The organism is Kitasatospora sp. NPDC056531 (assembly GCF_042794375.1).
In the GTDB taxonomy this organism is placed as follows: Bacteria; Actinomycetota; Actinomycetes; order Streptomycetales; family Streptomycetaceae; genus Kitasatospora.
Map to the genome: position 1 here is coordinate 20034 of NZ_JBHTTU010000064.1, position 19156 is coordinate 39189.

The 19156-nt window shown below is 71.6% G+C and carries 12 protein-coding genes, 1 tRNA gene and 2 pseudogenes; 6 read left to right on the plus strand and 9 right to left on the minus strand.

Annotated features, from left to right (window positions below; genetic code table 11):
- The first annotated feature begins 256 nt into the window (after positions 1 to 256).
- Positions 257 to 3907, plus strand: coding sequence for a DUF4132 domain-containing protein (locus tag ACFQ87_RS33780; protein WP_380614720.1), 3651 nt, complete (start codon positions 257 to 259; stop codon positions 3905 to 3907).
- Here the strand turns inward: ACFQ87_RS33780 and ACFQ87_RS33785 are convergent.
- The 3 genes from ACFQ87_RS33785 to ACFQ87_RS33795 form a co-directional block, all read right to left on the minus strand.
- Positions 3885 to 4727, minus strand: coding sequence for a hypothetical protein (locus tag ACFQ87_RS33785; protein WP_380614721.1), 843 nt, complete (start codon positions 4725 to 4727; stop codon positions 3885 to 3887). The two genes, ACFQ87_RS33780 and ACFQ87_RS33785, sit on opposite strands and share 23 nt — an antisense overlap.
- An 89-nt stretch (positions 4728 to 4816) precedes the next feature.
- Entirely contained in the window at positions 4817 to 5200 is a 384-nt protein-coding gene (locus ACFQ87_RS33790) for a hypothetical protein (RefSeq protein ID WP_380614722.1), read from the minus strand.
- A gap of 226 nt (positions 5201 to 5426) precedes the next feature.
- Positions 5427 to 6020, minus strand: a complete 594-nt coding sequence (locus ACFQ87_RS33795) for a DUF6461 domain-containing protein (protein ID WP_380614723.1) — start codon at positions 6018 to 6020, stop codon at positions 5427 to 5429.
- A 215-nt stretch (positions 6021 to 6235) separates the two neighbouring features.
- On the opposite strand from ACFQ87_RS33795, the gene ACFQ87_RS33800 reads away from it, so the two are divergent.
- Together ACFQ87_RS33800 and ACFQ87_RS33805 are read left to right on the plus strand one after the other, a co-directional pair.
- Positions 6236 to 6541 carry a hypothetical protein gene (locus ACFQ87_RS33800; RefSeq protein ID WP_380614724.1) on the plus strand — a complete coding sequence of 102 codons (306 nt, stop codon included), beginning with the start codon at positions 6236 to 6238 and terminating at the stop codon, positions 6539 to 6541.
- A 149-nt stretch (positions 6542 to 6690) separates the two neighbouring features.
- Positions 6691 to 6767: transfer RNA gene (locus tag ACFQ87_RS33805), tRNA-Met, on the plus strand.
- A gap of 147 nt (positions 6768 to 6914) precedes the next feature.
- Here ACFQ87_RS33805 and ACFQ87_RS33810 read toward each other — a convergent pair.
- Positions 6915 to 8462, minus strand: a complete 1548-nt coding sequence (locus ACFQ87_RS33810; RefSeq protein ID WP_380614725.1) for a hypothetical protein — start codon at positions 8460 to 8462, stop codon at positions 6915 to 6917.
- A 575-nt stretch (positions 8463 to 9037) separates the two neighbouring features.
- Here ACFQ87_RS33810 and ACFQ87_RS33815 point away from each other — a divergent pair.
- Together ACFQ87_RS33815 and ACFQ87_RS33820 are read left to right on the plus strand one after the other, a co-directional pair.
- Positions 9038 to 9529: a hypothetical protein gene (locus ACFQ87_RS33815; RefSeq protein ID WP_380614726.1), complete on the plus strand. Its 492-nt coding sequence runs from the start codon at positions 9038 to 9040 to the stop codon at positions 9527 to 9529.
- A 161-nt stretch (positions 9530 to 9690) separates the two neighbouring features.
- Positions 9691 to 10598, plus strand: a pseudogene (locus tag ACFQ87_RS33820) (ISKra4 family transposase); the annotation flags it as partial.
- Positions 10599 to 10740: 142 nt separating this feature from the next.
- On the opposite strand, the gene ACFQ87_RS33825 reads toward ACFQ87_RS33820, so the two are convergent.
- The 3 genes from ACFQ87_RS33825 to ACFQ87_RS33835 all read right to left on the minus strand — a co-directional run bounded on the left by ACFQ87_RS33825 (position 10741) and on the right by ACFQ87_RS33835 (position 16115).
- Positions 10741 to 11985 (minus strand): SWIM zinc finger family protein, encoded by a 1245-nt coding sequence (locus ACFQ87_RS33825; protein WP_380614727.1) that lies wholly within the window; start codon positions 11983 to 11985, stop codon positions 10741 to 10743.
- A gap of 97 nt (positions 11986 to 12082) precedes the next feature.
- Positions 12083 to 14953 carry a DEAD/DEAH box helicase gene (locus tag ACFQ87_RS33830; protein ID WP_380614728.1) on the minus strand — a complete coding sequence of 957 codons (2871 nt, stop codon included), beginning with the start codon at positions 14951 to 14953 and terminating at the stop codon, positions 12083 to 12085.
- 31 nt (positions 14954 to 14984) lie between these two features.
- Complete coding sequence (locus ACFQ87_RS33835) at positions 14985 to 16115, minus strand: plasmid pRiA4b ORF-3 family protein (RefSeq protein WP_380614729.1); 1131 nt, start codon at positions 16113 to 16115, stop codon at positions 14985 to 14987.
- A 467-nt stretch (positions 16116 to 16582) separates the two neighbouring features.
- Between ACFQ87_RS33835 and ACFQ87_RS33840 the strand changes: the two genes are divergently transcribed.
- Entirely contained in the window at positions 16583 to 17665 is a 1083-nt protein-coding gene (locus ACFQ87_RS33840; RefSeq protein WP_380614730.1) for a hypothetical protein, read from the plus strand.
- Between the two features lie 202 nt (positions 17666 to 17867).
- Here ACFQ87_RS33840 and ACFQ87_RS33845 read toward each other — a convergent pair whose 3' ends face one another.
- On the minus strand, positions 17868 to 18554 hold the full coding sequence (locus tag ACFQ87_RS33845) for a recombinase zinc beta ribbon domain-containing protein (protein ID WP_380614731.1): 687 nt from the start codon (positions 18552 to 18554) through the stop codon (positions 17868 to 17870).
- Between the two features lie 390 nt (positions 18555 to 18944).
- A pseudogene (locus ACFQ87_RS33850) lies at positions 18945 to 19156 on the minus strand (2-oxoacid:ferredoxin oxidoreductase subunit beta); the annotation flags it as partial.

Consider the following 19156-nt stretch of genomic DNA (forward strand, 5'->3'; position numbering starts at 1 on the left):
GGGCCGCGTTCCACGCCCTCTACCCGAGCCACACCCCCGACGCGCGGGAGGACGACGCCGAGGCGTGGCTTCAGTCACTGATCGACGCCGGCGATACGTCCAGGGCGTGTACGCCGCTCGCTGAGGCACGCAGCGCCGGCGCACAGTGACTTCGGCGGGGAGGTGAGTGCCGGGGGGGGCGATCGGCCGGGGACTTGTCGGTGGGACTCGCTAACGTTCGTCTCCTGATCATCAGTGCGAGGAGAGGGGCGGGGCTGTGCGGCGCTGGGAGTTCGTCGAGGGCGGCTCGGACAAGTTCTGGGAGGCCGCGGTCGACGGTGTCGCGGTGACCGTGCGGTACGGGCGGTCCGGTACGGACGGGCGGGAGCAGGTCAAGGCGTTCCCGACCGTGGATGAGGCGCAGGCGCACTTCGCCAAGGCGGTCGCCGCGAAGGAGCGCAAGGGCTACCACGAGATCGGTGCGGGGGCGGGTACGGAGCCCGATGCGGCAGCGATTCCGGTGCCCGTGGCGCAGCCCGGCGTGTCCGCGCCCACGGCCGAGGCCCCCGGTCCCGAGGACGAGGACGAGGACGTCTTCGTCATGCCGGACGCCTGGCGTCGGGCCCTGATCCCGCGCCGGGGCGGCATTCCCCGGAAGCCGTCCGCGCTGGGGAAGGAGCCGGTGACCTCGTACCGCGACGGGCTGCGGCAGATGGGGGACTGGCTGGAGCAGACGCTCACCTCGGAGCGCAGTGACCCGGAGCTGGTCACGGCCGCCCGCGCCCACCAGTCCGGCAGCCGGGACCCGCTCGGTGCGGCGGTGCTCGCCTCCGTGTTCTCGTACCGCAGCAACAACGGGGTCCGCGTGGCCGTGGACGCCTGGGTGGCGGAGTTCGGCCTGCCGTTCGCGGCCAGGGCGACCGTCGAGCTGTTCACGACGGCTGTCGAGACCGACTGGATCCACCAGAGGTCCGTCCACCCTCGCGTCCGGCGCGGGGCCAACCAGAGGCACGGCGGGTACCGTCCCGCCGCGGACCGGGTCCGGTCGCTGCTGGCGGACTGCGACGAGGAGACCCACCGCGCGGCGGTCGAGGCCCTGGTGGGCTGCCGGAACAGCCTGACCCGCCTGGTGGTGGCGGCGTACCTGGTGCCGTCCGAGACCGCCTGGGTCGAGGAGTGCGTCGCGTCGGGCTCCCGTCTGGCCGCCGTCGAGTGGTCGATGTTGCTGTGCTCGCTCTCCTCGGCGGAACCGCTGGAGAAGCTCCCCCCGCTGCCGAGCCTGAGCTATGACGGTTGGTCCACCGAGATCATCGCGACCGTGGCGGAGGGCCTCGGCGGCGACGCAGCACCGGTGATGCTGCACGACCTGACCACCAGCTACCACCACAAGGACGGCAAGAAGCGGATCCTGGACGCGCTCGCCGAGCTCCCCTCCGACGAGGGCTTCCGGGGGCTACTGGCCCAGCAGGACGGCATCAAGTCCACCCGCGCCGCCCTCATGGCCGGTCTCCGCCGTTTCCCCCGGCGTGCCTTGCGCCTGCTCGCCGAGGCTGCGGCGGCCTCCACCGACCTGGCCGCGCAGCAGCTCGCCCGGCAGCTCCTCACCGGCCACGTCGCCGTCCACCGCGAGACCGCGCTCGAACTGCTGCCGGAGCTGACGCCGGAGCAGGCGGCCCTGGTCGAGCCGCTCACCGACCTTGGCGAGCGGGTGCCGGAGGTCGGCCCCGACTCGCTGTCGGAGCTGTTCATCAGCCCGCCGTGGACGCGGCCGCGCTCCGCCGGCAAGCCCCGCGTGCTGACCGGCCTCAGCGCGCCTCGGGAACCGCAGATGCGGTGGCTGCCGGGTGAGCGCGAGGCGTGGGCGGCGAACTCCGCTCCCTGGTACACGAGTTGGTCGGACGACGACTGGCAGCGGGTCGCGGCCACGATCCGGGCCAGGATCGGGCAACCCGAGGGCGCGCGGTCGCACGGCGAACAGCACAACGAGCTCGCGCTGTTCGCCTACGGCGACGAGGAGTTGGCCCGGCCCCTGCTCGCACAGTGGCGCGCCGGTGAGCGCATCTCGGACGCCGGGGACTCCCTGCGCCGGGTCGCCGCCCGCTTCGGGACGGACGCCGTCGAACCGATCCAGGCCGCGGCGGCGGGGAACCCGACCACGCACGCGCCCCTGCTGCTTCCGTACCTGGACGCCCGGGTGGCCGAGACCATGGCGGACTGGCTGGTGCGCCTCAAGTCGGCCGGGAGCACCGCGCGTTCCTGGTTCACCCGGCACGGCGTGGACGCGGCCCGGCTGTTGGTGCCCGCTGCGCTCGGGAAGACCGGGCCGGCCCGGCACGGCGCCGAGCAGGCCCTGCGGGTGATCGCCGAGGCGCACGGCGCGGCGGCGGTGCGGGCGGTGGCCGGCGAATACGGGCCGAAGGCGGAGGAGGCCGTGGGCGCACTGCTGTCGACCGACCCGCTGGTGACCGCGCTCCCGGCGAAGCTGCCCCCGCCCTGCGACTGGACGGAGCCGGTGATGCTGCCGCAGCTGCTGCTGCGCGGCGGCGAGGGCGCCCTGCCCGCCGAGGCGGTGCGGCACGTGCTCACCATGCTCGCGCTGTCCGCGCCCGGGGCGTTCTACCCGGGCCTCGACGAGGTGGCCCTGCTGTGCGAGCCGCGGTCGTTGACGGAGTTCTGCTGGGAGGTGTTCGAGCAGTGGCGGCTGGCCGGCATGCCCGCCCAGGACGGCTGGGCGCTGCACGTGCTCGGCCGGTTCGGTGACGACGATACGGTCCGCCGGCTGACGCCGGTGCTCCGCGCCTGGCCGGGCGAGGGGGCCCACCACCGTGCGGTGGACGGCCTGGAGGTGCTGGCCGCCATCGGCACCGACGTGGCCCTGCTGCACCTGCACGGCATCGCACAGCGGGTGAAGTTCAAGGCGCTCAAGACCCGGGCCCAGGAGAAGATCTCCGAGGTGGCGGCCGGTCTCGGCCTGACCGGGGAGCAGCTGTCCGACCGCCTGGTCCCGGACTTCGGGCTGGACGCCGACGGGACCACCGTCATCGACTACGGCACCCGGACGTTCACGGTCGGCTTCGACGAGCAGCTCAAGCCGTACGTGCTGGACGCGGCCGGCGCCCGCCGCAAGGACCTGCCCGCCCCGGGGGCGCGGGACGACGCCGAGCTGGCGCCCGCCGAGCGCAAGCGCTTCGCCGCGCTGAAGAAGGACGTCCGCACGGTGGCGGGGGATCAGATCCGCCGCCTGGAGGAGGCGATGATCACCCAACGCTCATGGACGGCGCAGGAGTTCGACCAGCTCTTCGTCGGGCATCCGCTGCTGTGGCACCTGGTGCGCCGCCTGGTGTGGCTGTCCGAGACGGACGGCACGGTGACGGCGTTCCGCGTCGCCGAGGACCGCACCCTGGCGGACGTCCGGGACGAGGCGTTCGCGCTGCCGGCCACGGCCTCCGTCCGGCTGGCGCACCCGCTCCTGCTCGGCGACGGCCTCGCCGACTGGTCGGGGCTGTTCGCCGACTACGAGATCCTGCAGCCGTTCCGCCAGCTCGGCCGCCCGGTGTACGCGCTGACCGACGAGGAGCGGGCCGGCCACCGCCTCACCCGCTTCGAGAACGGTCCGGTGCTGCCCACCACCCGGCTGGTCGGAATGGAACGGCGCGGCTGGCGGCGCGGCGAGCCCCAGGACAACGGCGTCGAGCAGTGGCTGTCCCGCCGGGTCGGGCCCGACCTCTACGTGGTGATCGCCCCGGAGGACGGCATCGCCGTCGGCATGTTCGACTCCTACCCCGAGCAGCGGGTGGAAACGGTGTGGCTCGACAGGCGCCCGGGCGACTACTGGACCCGCAACCGCACCTTCCCGACCTTCGCCGAGCTCGACCCGGTGATCGCCTCCGAGGTGATCGCCGACCTCACCGAGCTGACCGCGCTGTGACCCCTCGCCACCTCACCGACGACCACCCGGGAAAGGCCGCCGTGACCACGACCACCACCGAGGAGGAGCTCCAGCGACTGCACGCCGAGGTCCGGTACGCCGAGGAGCCGGCGGCACTGCACGCCGAAAACCGCGACCCGTGGCCGCCGGGCTGGGAGCTGAGCCTGCGCGCGGCCCGTCGGTTCACAGGCGGCGACGAGGCCGCCGGCATCGCCCGCAAGTTCGTCCGGGCGAACACGCCGACCGCCTCCTGAAGGCAGGCCAGCCCCTGTGCCGACTGGCCCAGCCGCAGCAGGGCCTCGCCGAGCGCCGCGCTGGCGAGGCCCTGGCAGTACGCCGCGTCCGCTTCCCGCCCGATGGCGAGCGATTCGGCGGCGGCCTCGGCGGCCTCCGGCTTCCGACCGGCGGCCAACAGGCAGGCGGCCAGGCGCGCGAGCGAGTAGCCCTCCCAGAGCCGGTTCTGCTGGGATCGGAACAGCGTCAGCGCCTCGCACAGCTGGTCGACGGCTTCGCCCGGCGCTCCGGTCGCATCCAGCACGACACCGAGCTGGTAGTGCGCATCCGCGAGGGCCGCCGCGCTGCCTGTGGTACGGGCGGCCGCCACCGCCGCTCGCGCCGACCGGACTCCCGCCTCGGGCTGATCGCACTGCACCAAGCCCCTGGCCATGTTCGCCAGGATCCGGGCTTCGGCCAGGTCAGCTCCATAGGTACGGCTGATCTCCAACGCCTGCTGGTACAGCGGCAGCGCCTCGCGGGACCGGCCGGTGGTGCTGAGCACGACGGCGAGGCGCACGGAGACGATCGCCCGAAGTCGGGTCACATCCATCAGTCCTTGAAGAGCAAGGCTCTCGCGAAAGGCCGCCTCGCCTTCCTGGTACTCTCCCCCCCCCCCCCGCAATCAGGCACAGATCACCCTGCACGTACCGGATCCGCGCGAGAAGGGCGAGGTCCTCCTGCTATCGCGACGTGGTGGCAGCGCTGTCGAGCATTGCCCGCAACTGCTGCGTCGCCCCCCCAGTCCTCCAGAACCGCGGTCAGCGTGACAATGAGATCCACGGCCGGGCGCGCGAGCCCGGCCGTGGAGAATGCGGCGTCGATGGCGCCGAGGGTCAGGGAGCGGGCGGAGTTGAGCCAGTCCCGGATGCCTCGGCTCCCGCCTTCCAGAGCGAGGGCGGAGACGGACGGCTCATGCAGCGGATCGGGCAGCTCGTCACCGGGCTCCAGTTCCCGCACCGCGCTGCGCACCGTGGCGAGCAGGAGGTCCAGCAGCCGGCGCAGCGCGGCCGTGCGCAACCGGCTCAAACGCCTCCGATACCGTCCCGAAACCCTCAACGGCTTCATAGCCGGCACCGGCCTGACCCTCGACACCCCAACCTCACCCTGACGAGCCGAAGTCAGTAATGTCAGCGGTCATGCATTTCCCCAGTTTCGGCCGCTTGAGCGTCACGGGAATTCGGCTCTGTCGAAGATCTTGTGATCAGAGTCCTGCCGAACCTCGATAAGCAAGGTCCTGCTGTGATCAGCGGATCTTGACGGACCCGCAGGTGAATGGGGATGTCTCAAGGATCTCTGGCGTCAGACGGACCTTGGTCATCATGTCCGCGAGGGCGAAGGCTGCGGCCACTGACTGGTCCATCTCCGGCTCTTCGGTGCCGAAGTGGAAGCCGACGCGGCGCATCGTCTTCAGTTGGTCATCGGGGGTGCTGCCCCAACGGGAATCGGGGAACATCGGCTCGAAGACCAAGCGCATCGTGGCGTCCTCGGCCCAGAGGAATGAGTCCACGCCGTTGATGTTGCAGAAGTGCGAGACCCAGGTAGTTCCTGCGGAGGCTGGCAAAGCCCGTTCCTCGCTGACACCGAGATAGCCGTTCGGCTCGATCATCAAGGTCCATGAGTCGATGGCGGTCATCGCGATCAGCTGCTGCGTGTCGCCCAGGTCGTAGGCGGCCTCGACGACCGCTGTCACTCCGGTCAGCGCGGGGTGTTCTTCTCCATTGAGGCGTTGCAGCAGCTCGGAGGGCGCGAGGTCGTTCACGAGCGTGAAGCAGTACGCCTCGGCCAGGTCTGGGAATCTGTCCTCGAACCACAGGTAGTCAGCAGCAGTCACCGTCATGACGCAGATCCTCGCCCATGCGTCCGACAGCGCGGCGCGAGGGGTGCGATCGTGTGATCGGGAGCGGACTGGGTCAGGACGCGAGGAGTATGCGTCGACGGAGCAGGTCGAGGTTGGCGCGGCCATAGCCCTTGCGCTTGAGGAGCTTAAAAGTTACGTGGAATCTGCCGGGGTGATCACGTCTCTCCGGTGCAACCACGGACTTGGGAGATGTGTTGAGCGGCACGACGGTGCTGACGGAGAAGTGGCCGGTGCTCGGCCGGCGCGAGCAGGCGGCAACCTGGCTGACGATCTGGACGGATCTCGGTCGTGCGCCCCGCACGATCGATGCCTACACCCGCGAGCTGGCCGAGTACCTGCTGATGTGCCGAGAGCTTCCCGACCAAGCCGCGGACCCCGCGCACCTTCCACGCGCTCGCCCCGCTGCTGCCCGACGACGTCCGGCGAGACACTCGCCCGCTGCCACGAAGGCCTTCACCCTCGACTCCCCGCAGCCCTCGAGGCCGTCATCAACCGGCTGACGGTCCTGTGCGACGACGAGGACTTCGGCGAAGTGCCGCAGCCCTCGCCGACTCTCGCCCCACAACTCGCTCACTGAGCCCGCGGGCGCCGGCCGTTCAGGAATCGAGTTTGTGATCACTGATTGGTGCCGTAGACTCGGACTCACCGACGCGGGGTGGAGCAGCTCGGTAGCTCGCTGGGCTCATAACCCAGAGGTCGCAGGTTCAAATCCTGTCCCCGCTACCACGAACGTCGAAGGGGCGGACGCGCAGCGCGTGTCCGCCCCTTCGACGTTCTTCGCCCCCACACGCCTAGGAGTGTGCAACCCGGCGCCCGCCAGAACACCGCGCGCCTTGTTGGAAAGTGTGTTGGGGGCAACCACTCACGAAACGACTACTCGCAGAACGCGTTCCTCGGCAGCCCCGTGCACGGACGCTCCATGCTCACCTGCGCCTTGAGCGGCGCCAGGTCGAGGCCGGTGCGCTGCGGATAGGCGGCGTCCGGGATCGGGCACGGGCCGAAGCCCGCCGCGCACACCAGCTCGGCGAAGAGCAACTGGTCGTCGCCGACGCCCGCGCCCTTGCCGCACGGCGGGCCGTCCACAGTGCCGCTCTGGATCGACTCCGGGTCGCTGGTGAGGGCGGTGCCGCCGGTCCCGTGGTTCCCGTAGAAGCAGTTGTGCGGCGCCGTCGTCGACTCGTTGGCGACGTCCGCGTTGGTCGGGTTGCCGAAGAAGCCGTTCCGGCTGAACTCGTTGGCCGCCACAACGTTCCCGTAGGACGTGAACACGCAGACGCCGGGCAGCTGCGTCCCGCCCTGGCAGCTGCTGACCGGCGGCGGTGTCTCGCTGTCCGGGAAGTCGTGCAGGACGACGCCCCAACTGCCCTGCTGCTGGATGCGGTTGCCGCGGACGGTGTCGCCGTGGCCGCCCGAGATCTCGATGCCCGCACCGATGGCGCCCGCCAGCCCGGAGAGCGGGGCGTTCGGGTTGTTGTTGTCGTGGATGAAGTTGCGCTCGATGAACGTGCACGAGCGCTGCGGTGCACCGGGGCAGCTGCCGTTCTGGGGCGGGGGCGCGTCGTCGTTGTTGAGCGAGTTGGCCACGATCCCGGTGCGGTTGTGGTCGAACTCGGAGTCCTTGATGGTGTAGCCGCCCGAGTTGGTCCCGGAGAAGCCGATCGCCGAGTTCTGTCCGTGCGCGTCGAGGAGTGTCACGCCGCAGATGTCGCGGCACGCGCCCACGTAGTAGTCGGAGTCGCCCATGTTGGACGCGTAGGTGTGTGCGATCTCCGCCGGGCCCGTCGCGTTGGACGCGAAGATCCCGTACTGCGCCATCGACGCGTTCGGGTCGGCCGCGCCGTAGCCGGAGGTCGCGGTCAAGTAGGCGCCGCGGTAGCCGTGCAGACCGATCTGCCCGCTGCCGTCGCCGCCGTTCCACCAGATCTCGTTGCCGCCGTTGCCGCCGCCGGAGAGGTAGTTGCAGACGGTGAGGTTCTCGATGGAGACGTCGTCGGCCTTGGCGACGACGACGCCACTGCGGCCGGTGGTGTCCTGCAGCGCGGGGTCGGCCGGGCAGGGCTGCGCCGCGCTGCCGTTGCTGCCGTCGACGACCACCCGGTTGCGGTCGAGCCCGCGGAGGTGGACGCCGGGCGTGGCGATCAGCACGCCGGCCTCGCCGGTGGCCTTCTCGTGGTAGACGCCGGGCCAGACCAGCACCCAGTCACCGCTGCGTGCGGCGTCGACGGCGGCCTGGATGGTCCCGTACTGATGCGCCGAGCTGCTCGGGCAGGCGACGGTGGTGCCGTTGCACACGAGCAGCACCTGCGGACCTCCCCGCTCGTACGCGGCCGCCGCGGGGGCGAGCCCGCCCGCCGCCAGCGCCAGCGTTCCGAGCAGCGCCATCAGGGGTCTGGTGCGGCGGGGAATCAGTCTCTGTCTCACAGCAATCCTCCATCGGAGAAGCAAATCTGACGTTATATCAGATTCGATTTCAGCCTCCGGTCCGGCCCGGGGGCAGTCAATCAGCCACGCAGAGCCGTTCCGGCGAACCGTCCTCACCCGAATCCGCAGGTGACAGGCCGTCGCTCACGGAGGCGCCACGTACGCAAGGACGGCGCCGGCAGGATTCGCGGGCGGACCCTGGCTCATGTCGCCACATACCCGCACCAGCCGACCCGACAGGATGGAGGCCTCGCCGGCCCCGAGCGAGCCCGTGGCCGCTTTCCTTCGAGGACGGACGCCGTCGGGCCGGCGCCCGGTGCCGGCGGCGCACGCTCGTCACCAGGCACGAAGGACAACCGATGCCCCTCCGCGAGATCAAGCCCGGCAACCGCGGCTTCCTCTACCTCAACTCCCACCCCGAGGGCTGCGCCGGCCGGCCCGACACCACGCGAACTGGATGTGCCGGTGACGGCCCGCCTTCTGCCGCTCGTCGGCGTCCGACAAGGCGGGACGGGCTTCGCACCGCGCTGATATCGGAGTGCGCACAGGCCCGGGAAAGTGACACAGTCACTGCCGTGACCTTGACGAACGTGCTCGTCGACTTCGCCCGAACCGGCAGGATCGGTCCGCTTCACTGCGGAATGCCCCTGGCCGAGGCTGAGAACCTCCTCGGCCCGGGGCGGCCGCACCCCGCCATCCTCATGAAGGGGCCCGACATCGACGGCTACCCGTACTCCTGGGGCGAACTCAAGCTGGAGGTCACCCAGCGGGCGGTCAGCGGCATCTGGCTCCACCTCTGGCCCGGTTCGACAGCGAAGCTCCCCGCTCTCGTCCTGCCCGAATCAGAGTCGTTCGAGGCCACTGTGCTCCGCGAGGAACTGGTCACGGCCCTGGACACCGCAGGCTGTGAGCATCACGTCAACGACACCCTCACCTTCGGCCAGCAGTCCAGCATCCTCACCCGGCCCGCTGCCGTCTACGCGGTCTTCAGCCTCCCGGGCCGGGACAACCACGTGCCTCACCGAGACCGTCACTACCTCGACGTGATGCACAAGCACACGGCTTGACATCGCTGATTCCACAGAATGATTCGCGTGACATGGCCTTCGACCTGGCCCGAGCTCCAGGTGCTGGACAGTCCGGCGACGACGGCGTCCTGGTCGCGGCGGAGGCCGGCGACCAGGGAGTGGAGGGCGGGTAGGTCGTCGGCGAGGACTCGGGTCATCCACGCCCGGAAGTCCTGCGCGAAGCCACCCGCCGGGCCGCCACCGGCCATCGCGCACGGCTCGCGCCGGGCGAGAAGCCCAACCGCAAGCGGATGGCCACCGTGGCCTGCGTCTTCGACACCCGGCCCGCCCCCAGACGCCCACACGACGTGATCCACCCACCCGGCGGCCGCAGCGGCGAACGCCCCGCCCGCCCGGGGCCGAAGGCTGAGAACAAGTGGTGCACCGCCTCCCCGGTCCGCCCGCCCGAACTGGGGGTACCCCCTCTGGGGGAGTCATCGCCGACGCCTTCGACCAAGCCCAGGCCCGCGATCCCAAGCACCTACGCCCGTGGGTCGTCCTGGTCGACGGCGCCCGCCACCAGCTTGACCTGATCACCGCCGAGGCCGCTCGACGCGGCGTCAAGGTCCACGTGCTGCTGGACTTCGTGCACATGGCCGAGTACGTGTGGGCTGCCGCCCACGCCTTCCACAAACCCGGCACCACCGAGGCCGAGGCCTGGGCGGCCGACCATCTGACCACGATCCTCGCGTGCCACACCGCCCGCGCCGCCGCCGAGATGACCGCCCACGCGGACCGGGAACACCTATCAGCCGCCCGGCGCGAGGCCGTCAACGCCTGCGAGCGCTACCTGACCGGCCACCTCGACCAGCTCCGATACGACACGGCACTCGAAAACGGCTGGCCGATCGCCGCCGGCGCCGTCGAGGGCGCCTGCCGCCACCTGATCGCCGACCGCCTCGACATCACCGGCGCCCGCTGGGGCCTGCACGGAGCGGAAGCCGTCCTACGACTGCGCGCCCTCGTCTCCAACGGCGACCTCGACCCTTACTGGCGCTTCCACGCCGCCCGCGAGCACGAACGCCTCTACCCAGCGCCCGACCAGCACAACTACACCCTCACCGCTTGATCGCGGCCGTCACTCGAAACGAACCGCACCCCGACTGATCAGCCGCGTCTTCGGCTCACGCATCGATCTCGGTCCGAACGGCATGCTCGGTCTCCGGCGGACGCGAGAGGAGCTGACGACGAGGGCGTGCGCCGCCCCGCCGTCAGCGTTCCCAGGCGGTGGTGAGTGCGGCGACCGGGTCGGCTTCTGCCGGGGCGCACGGCCACCAGTCGCCGTTCTCCCGCCGGTACGGGTACCAGCGGCCGTCCGGGCCGAGGCGGAGCTGGAGGCCGGTGTCGCCGAGGGTGAGGCGGTTGCGCCAGGCCCGCAGTGGCGTCGGGGCGCCCGGGGCATCCCGGGGTGCCATGTCGGTGAGCGCCTCGGTCACCGCGGTGCGGGCCGAGGCCATGACGGCCGGGTCGGCCGGCCCGGGCTCCTCGGCGACGGCCATCCCGACCGCGCCACCGTGGCGCCAGGCTCGGGTGAGCCGGGCGAGCTCCAGGGGGCGCAGTCCGGTACCGGCCTGTAGTCCGTGGAACCAGTCGGGGTCGCGTTGGGTGGCGGTCAGACGTACCGCGTCCTGGCGTTGGGCGAGTGCGAGGGACGAGTGGTCCCCGGCGAGAAGCGATCGGGCGCGGGCGGCGGTGTCGGCGGTGAGGCGTTCGAGGTCGCCGCTGGTGAGCCCCGATCCCGTGGGGGGATCGGCGGGCAGCCGGCCGTCCGCGGGTCTCGCGGCGGACCGGGCCTCGGGCAGGCGCGGCTGCGGCAGACCGGGCTGTTCCTGCGTCCAGCGCGCGTACGCGGCAGCGGCCGGGATCCCCGCCGGGACCTCCTGGGCAGCGGGCCGTTCGGCCGTCCGCCGCTCGCGCAGGGCGGTGAAGACCTGCTCGCGGTCCCGGCCGCGCAGGGCGAAGAGCACGAACGGGTCCTCGTCGATGCGGGCGGCGATCGCGTAGCACAGCGCGGCGGCGTGCTTGCACGGGTAGCCCCAGTCGGGGCAGCTGCACTCGGGGTCGAGCTCGGTGGGCGCGGGCAGCAGGGGTACGCCCGCGGTGCGCGTGTCCTCGACCAGTTCCGCGGGCATCTCGCCGTCCAGCAGTGCGGCCACGTGGCCGGCCCGGGTGGCGATCGCGTCGAGCAGGGTGTCCCACTGACGGTCCGTGAGCGGAGGGACGTGCACGGCGGAGCGGTAGGGCCGGGGGCGGCTGCCCTGCACCGGGGCCTTCATCTGCCCGGGTGCGACCACGACCTGACCGACCATGCCCTTGCGGGCGTAGGTGCGGCCTCGGGCCAGCCGGCCGGAGTCGAGGGTGGAGTCCTCCAGGGCGGTGACCCAGGCCTGGCCCCACCAGGTGGCGGCGAACGCGCGGGAGCCTCGGGTGGGTGCTCGACGGGTCGCCGGGCTCATGCGCCCGTCTCGCTTCGCTCGACAGGGGCATTCGCCCACGCGCACCTCTCGATCATTCGCTCCCCCAGCCTCCGGCCGGGGTGCCCCCATCGCTCGCTCATGACTGCCTCCTCAGGGCCACCAGTTCGGCCAGTTCGTCGTCGCCCAGCTCGGTCAGCGCGGCCTCGCCGGAGCCGACCACGGCCTCGGCCAGAGCACGCTTGCTCTCCAGGAGCCGGGCCACCTTGTCCTCCACGGTGCCCTCGGCCACCAGTTTGTGGACCTGCACCGGCCGGTCCTGGCCGATCCGGTAGGCGCGGTCGGTGGCCTGGTCCTCGACGGCCGGGTTCCACCAGCGGTCGTAGTGCACCACATGGGTCGCGCGGGTGAGGTTGAGCCCGGTACCGGCCGCCTTGAGCGACAGCAGGAAGACCGGGACCTCCCCCGCCTGGAACGCGGCCACCATCTCCTCGCGCCGGGCCACCGGGGTGCCGCCGTGCAGGTACAGCGGGGCCATCCCGCGCTGCACGAGATGATGTTCGATCAGCTTGGCCATCTGCGTGTACTGGGTGAAGACCAGCGCCGACTCCCCCTCGGCGACGATCGTGTCGAGCAACTCGTCGAGGACGTCGAGCTTGCCGGAGCGCCCGGTCAGCGGCCCAGCCTGGCGCAGGTACTGCGCGGGGTGGTTGCAGATCTGCTTGAGTCCGGTGAGCAGTTTGAGCACCAGGCCGCGGCGGGTGATGCCTTCGCTCTCGCGGATGCGCTCCATGGTCTCGCGCACCACGGCCTCGTACAGCGAGGCCTGTTCGGCGGTGAGCTGGACGATGCGCTCGGTCTCGGTCTTCGCCGGCAGCTCGGGGGCGATACCGGGGTCGCTCTTCTTGCGGCGCAACAGGAAGGGCCGCACCAGACGGGAGAGCCGCTCGGCGGCCTCCGGGTCCTCGCCGGACTCCACCGCCCGCGCGTGGCGCTCGCGGAACGCGGGCAGGGATCCGAGCAGCCCCGGCGTGGTCCAGTCCAGCAGGGCCCACAGCTCGGAGAGGTTGTTCTCGACCGGGGTACCGGTGAGCGCGACGCGGGCCCGGCCCGGCAGGGCGCGGAGCTCGCGGGCGGTGGTGCTGTAGGGATTCTTGACGTGCTGCGCCTCGTCGGCCGCCAGCAGTCCCCAGCCGACCTCCGCCAGGCGCTCCCGGTCCCGGCGCAGCACCCCGTACGTCACCAGCACGATCTCGTCGCCGGCCACCTCGTCGAGGTGCCGTCCGCCGCCGTGGTACCGGCGTACGGGGGTACCGGGCGCGAACTTCTCGGCCTCGCGCTGCCAGTTGCCGAGCAGCGAGGCCGGGCAGACCACCAGGGTCGGTCCGGCCGTCACCGGATCCGCCTGGCGGTGCAGGTGCAGGGCGAGGAGGGTGATGGTCTTGCCGAGGCCCATGTCATCGGCGAGGCAGCCGCCCAGCCCCAGCTCGCACATGTGCGCAAGCCAGGCGAGGCCCCGCCGCTGGTAGTCGCGCAGGGTGGCCTTGAGCGCGGGCGGCTGTTCGACGGCGCGTTTCGTCTCGGGGTCGCGGATACGGGCCACCAGCTCGCCGAGCGCGCCGACCGCCAGGCAGGGAACGGGCTCGCCGTCGTACTCGGTCTCCCCGGTCAGCGCCGCGGTGAGCGCGTCCATCGGGCTGAGCGGCTCCATCCGACGGCGCTTGGCACGGGCCACCAGCTTCGGGTCGGCGATCACCCACTGGTCGCGCAGCCGGATCAGCGGACGACGTGACTCGGCCAGGGCGTCCATCTCGGCCTCGGTCAGCTCCTCGCCGCCGAGCGAGACTTGCCAGCGGAAGTCGAGCAGCGTGTCGGTGTCCAGCAGGCCGCCGGCGGTACTGCCCGGGGCGGTGTGCTGCCCGATCACCGCCTGCGCGGTGAGTGCCTTCACCAGCTCGCGCGGCCAGTGCACGGCGATGCCCGCGGCGCCCAGCGCGTCGGTGGCATCGCCCAGCAGCTCAAGCGCCTCGTCGTCGGTCAGCCGCAGCTGGTCGGGCGCGGCGTCCTGGAGCAGCCGGCCCAGCGGCGCCCAGGCGCGGGCGCCGCGCCGCAGAGCCAGCAGCATCTCCGTCTCGGCACGCGGGCCGAGCAGCCGCTGGGCGGCCGCCGGGTCGGCCCATGCCTGGCCTGCCTCCAACACCAGGGCGGGGTCCTGGGCGGTGTGGAGCTGGAGCACGGCGCGGAACTGCTTCCGGCGGCTCTCAGGTGGGTCGACCCGCAGTGACACCGAGACATCGGCGACCAGTGATGCTTCCAGCTCCTCGGCCCAGGAACGCAGTTGGGGCAGGGGCCGGACTTCCCGCCAGGCGTACGGGAGTTCGCCGACCGCGAGCGGCGCGGCCGGCGTACGGGCCAGGGTGTCGGCCACGGCGTCGCAGAAGGCTCGCAGGAGCGGGGCGGGCTCGGCGATGCGCAGCGGCGCTGGCCCCGGCTGCGGCAGGCAGTGGGCGTGCGGTGGGAAGGCGGCAGCCAGCTCGTCCAGGGCCTGACGGTGCCCGGCGTCGTACGGCCCGGCCCGCCAGGTGTCGTACCCCTCGGGGCTGAGCCCCGGGTAGAGGCGGCCGTCGCCGAGCAGTGCCAGGGCGAGTCGCGCGGCGGCGGCCCAGGCGGGGACGGAGGGGTGCCCGGCGTCGGCGGAGAGCAACGCGGGCAGGGCGACGGCGGCCTCGACCGCAAAGCCCGGGACGGTACGGCGGCGCACCGAGCGTCCGTGCGGCAGCACCAGTTCGGCCGAGCGTGCGTCGGCGCCGGCCGGGGGCTGCGACGCCGGGGCGGCCTTGGCGTCGGCGGCTCGCCACAGGAACAACCGTCCATGGCGGGCCACTTCCTCGGGCAGGAACACCGCGGCCCAGCCGCCGCCGAACAGCCCGGTCACCCACGACACGGCCTCCGGAGCGGCAAGGGGCGGCAGAGCGCGCTGCCTCGGCACCTTGACTGTCACGCGAGCCATACCGGGAACGCCCCTTCGGTTCCGTCGTGTGTCACCGGCGCGACCTGGCCTTGTTGGCCGAGGTGCGCAGGCGCTTGGCCAGCTTCTTGTCGACGTCGCGCAGCGCGTCGCCCAGTGCGGTGAGCACGTCGGCGGCGGACGGATGTCCGCTGCGCCACAGCTCGTCGGCCACCGGGGAGAGTGTGGCACACAGCTCACCGTCCGCCTCGCCGACGAACTCGGTGAGCTCGCGCACGTCCGGGTCGGTCATCGCGGCGAACGTGTCGACCGTCAGCCACAGCGTGGTCAGCCCGTCATGCCCGCCCGTCTCCTCGCCGCGCGCGAAAAGGAACAGCGGGACCGTGCGAGCCGTGGCAGCGAGCTCCGCGCGGGGCGGCAGCGATACCGCAGGCAGCAGCTGCGGCTCGGCCTCACCGTCCGGAAAGCCCCCGAGATCGAGACTCGACCGCACCTGGTACCCCACGCGGCACTGGCCACACGTGCAGTGCGCCAGATCCGCTCCGGTGAGACGAGGACCGTCGCGCCGCACGAGGGCGCGATCCTTCCCGCCGCTGCGGCGCCGACCGGCCGGATCGGGAGTGCGCAGCGCCAGCGACTCCAGGGCGCGGCTGACCTCCCGGGCATCGAAGGCGGCCGGGTCATGGCCACGCTCGCGCAGTTCCCCCACCAGGTCCGCGAACACCTCCTCGGAGTCCGCCGACTCAGGATCCGCGAGCATTGCCAGAACGGTCTCCATGCCCCGGACCCCGCCGATGCCCTCGGCGGGCGGATCGGCCCGGCGGCCCCCCACGCAGCGGGCCGCACGCTCCCCGCTCCCGGCCGGCAGGACCTTCTCCGCGGTGACCCGATGGACCCAGTCATCACCGAAGTCGTAGGTGTAGTCAAGGCGATCGCCGACCTCCGAGAGGACATCCGCCACGGAGATCGACTCCTCGTCAACGCTCCCGAAGTACGACTCCTCCGCTGCATCGGCCGGACCGTACTCCCGGCCCAGACCGTCCTCGAAGCCGTGCAGATGGCTCTCGGTCCAGCCGAACGCCCGCTGGATCACCTCGTGCAGACTGCCCAGCGTGATGTCGGACGCCAGTACGACGCGGCGCCACAGCGGGGGCTTCGTGCCACGGAGCACGATCTTGAGCTGGTGCTCCGTCGTCTGCCGCATGCTCCGGGCCACCTCTCCGTACCCTCACCCACTCAGAGGACATCCTGGCGGCTGGGCCGACGCCAGGGCAAACCACCGCGGAAGGCGTGCCGGGCACGACGAACTCCACCTCGACGCCCGTCCTGCCGTCAGGCGATGCCGAACACGCGCAGCACGGCCACCAACGCCTCGGGAACCCGCTTGAACGAAACGAGTTGAGCCCGCCCACCTCCGCACCGGCTGTCAGTTCGGCCTGGCGTCACTCGAAGGAGTGATGCCAGAGTCCTCGACGCATTCCAGTCGCAGGTTCGGGTAGCGCTGCCTGATGACGCCGAGCAGATCACGGAGCGGCGTGGGCTCCCTTAAACTGGCCGCCCCTACTTGAGGGTTGGCCAGACCTGCTCAGTGTGGTTCCCCACCCCGCCCGCTGGCGGCTCCGCGATGACGGCCGTTGTCATCTGTGATGATCCCCCGGGATGATCACGGTCGTGACATTCCTCCTCCTGATCGCCCTGGCTGTCGCTCCCGGGCTCGTCTATCGGGTCGGCCCTCGCCTGAGGCGGGTCGGCCTGACGTTCTGGGTCCGTGCCCGGTTCGACCCGGCCGTCCATGGGCTCCCACCTCGTGAACAGTTCGACGCGCACCGGGCCGGGCAGCCCCCGTCCGCGGACCGCTCCAAGGAGATACAGGCCATCGCGCACGACGCGCGGGAAGGTGATTGGCGGCCGGCGGCCGCCTATGTAGACGCCGCGGGCCAGGACTGGGACGAACGCTGGTCCCGGCTGGAAGTCCTGCAGCAGATCGCCGACGAGGGCGACACCTGGCTGGACGACTGGCTCCGGGCCCGACCGGACGACTGTACCGCCGCCACCGTCCACGCCCAGTTGCTTGTCCACCGCGCGTGGGCGATACGCGGTGACGGATACGCCCACGACGTTCCCGCCGGCCGGATGGCCCGGTTCATGGTCCAGCTGAACGCCGCGATGGAGGCCGCGCGGAAGGCCGCCCCGCTCGCGCCCAAAGACCCCGGCCCCTGGGTGGTCATGGTCACCGCCGCCCGCGGACTCCGGTACGAGCACGACGAGTTCCGCCCCCTCTGGAAGGAGCTCGTCACACGCGCCCCCTACCACTACGCGGGCCACTGCCAGGCCCTGGAGTACTGGTGCGCGAAGTGGGCCGGCAGCCGCAAGCTGATGATGAAGTTCGCCGAACGTGCCGCGCGCAACGCACCGGCTGGCAGCCCGCTCGCCGGGATCTACCTGCACGCGTTGCACGAACTCGCCCGACGCTCCGGCCTCTCGGCCCTCCCTTCCTCGCACACGGCCAAGGACCTGCTGGAGAGCGTCGCCCGGTCACTGAACCAGGTCCCCGACGAAGACCAGCGTGTCCACCGACTGCGGCACCTACTGGCGCAGTACCTGGTCAAGGCACGGCGTTACGACGCCGCACTGGAACAGTTCCGTCTGATCGGCCCGTGGTGCGGCGCGGAGCCGTGGACGAAGGAGCGCAACCCCGTCGCCGCCTTCGACCTCGCTCGGGGCACCGCCGCGATAAGAGCCCGGCAGAACTGACGCGCCGCTCTCTCACCTCCCCAGACACCGCAAAGCGCAACGATCTTGGAGAACGAACGGCGATGGGGATTCTTGCGAATCCTCATCAACGTCGGCCCCGCGCTCTCGGGGGTCAGCCCCTTCGAGCGCGCAGCACCCGAACGGCCATGTCTTGCCGTTGGTCAGCTGGCTTCACATCTACGACGATCCCCGATCTTCCCACCTACGCCGAACTTCCAGTGCACTCCAGCTGTCCTACGCGCGCTTCGAGTTCGGCGGGCACGTACCAGCCATCGGTAGCGGGTGTCATGTAGAGGCGGGCTTTGAGGCCGAGGAGGAGCTGGCGGCGGTGTTCCTGGTTGGCCTGGGCCCAGGCGTCGGCGAAGGTCTGGCCGGTCTCGACCTCGAACCAAGCGGAGGGGCGTTGTGGGAGGGCGGCGAGGCGGCGGCGTTCGTCGACGAGGACTTCGAGGGCTTCGGAGTATTCGTCGTCACCGCCGGGGTAGTCGAACAGGCCTCGGCGTTTCTCCTCGCGCAGGTCGCGCATGGCCTGGGTGACGTGGTTGAGCTGCTCGGTGTGGTCCTCGCCGGGGATGAACCTGCGCACCGTCATCGCCATGCCTGCCAGGCGCTCCACCAGGCCAGCGATCGCGGCGCTGACCCGCTCCCCCTTCACGGACTGGCCCTTGCAGGCCGGCTTGCCCGCCGTCTTCGCGCACCGGTAGTACTCGTAGATCCGGCCGTTCTTCGCGAGGTTCACCTGCCGGTAGAACCGGTCCTCGCAGCGGTCGCAGTGGACCACCCCCAGCCACGGTGAGGCCCCGTTGGAGCGTTCCTTGGTCACCGATCGCTCGTCCATCGCCGCCTGGACGGCGGCCCATTCCTCCTCCGTGAACAGGGGCTCGGTCATCCGGACAAGAGCGAGTGGCGTCAGGACCCGGGCCACGACCCGGCGAACGGCGACAGCAACTGTACGAGCACGTCCACGCGACGGAGGTGTGAGGGCGGCGCGGGCTGGGAAGGGGTGGACGGCTCGTCGCTGTGCTGCCGGATCGTCACCGTCCGTCCCCGGAGCGGGGCGGGCCGCCGCCCTGGTCGGTCGGTCTGGCGGCCCGCCACCACGCGCTGCGGCCTGGTTGACCCGCCGGATGCCGGTGCGGAGGCTTCCCAGAGCCCTGCTCGGGGGCTGTCGGGCCAGAGGGTACCGGCGGATCCGGTTGCGGCTCTGTCGACCCCGCAGGGCCTGGAGCACCAGCGGATGCTGCGCGCTGACGGGGGGAAGGACTGCGAGGCGGCCCTGTCAGCGGATCGTCCAGGTGTCGTTGCCGGCGATCACCGCAGCGAGGTCGCCCGGCCCCTTCTCGGCGATGGCCCGATCCAGCTGGCTGTCCATCAGCTCGTCGTAGACTGGGCGCGTGACGTTCCGCAGCACGCCGATCGGCGTGTGGTGCAGGGTGTCCGCGTCGGCGATCCGGGAGAGCGCGAAGGCGGTGGCGGGGCTCGCCGCGTGGG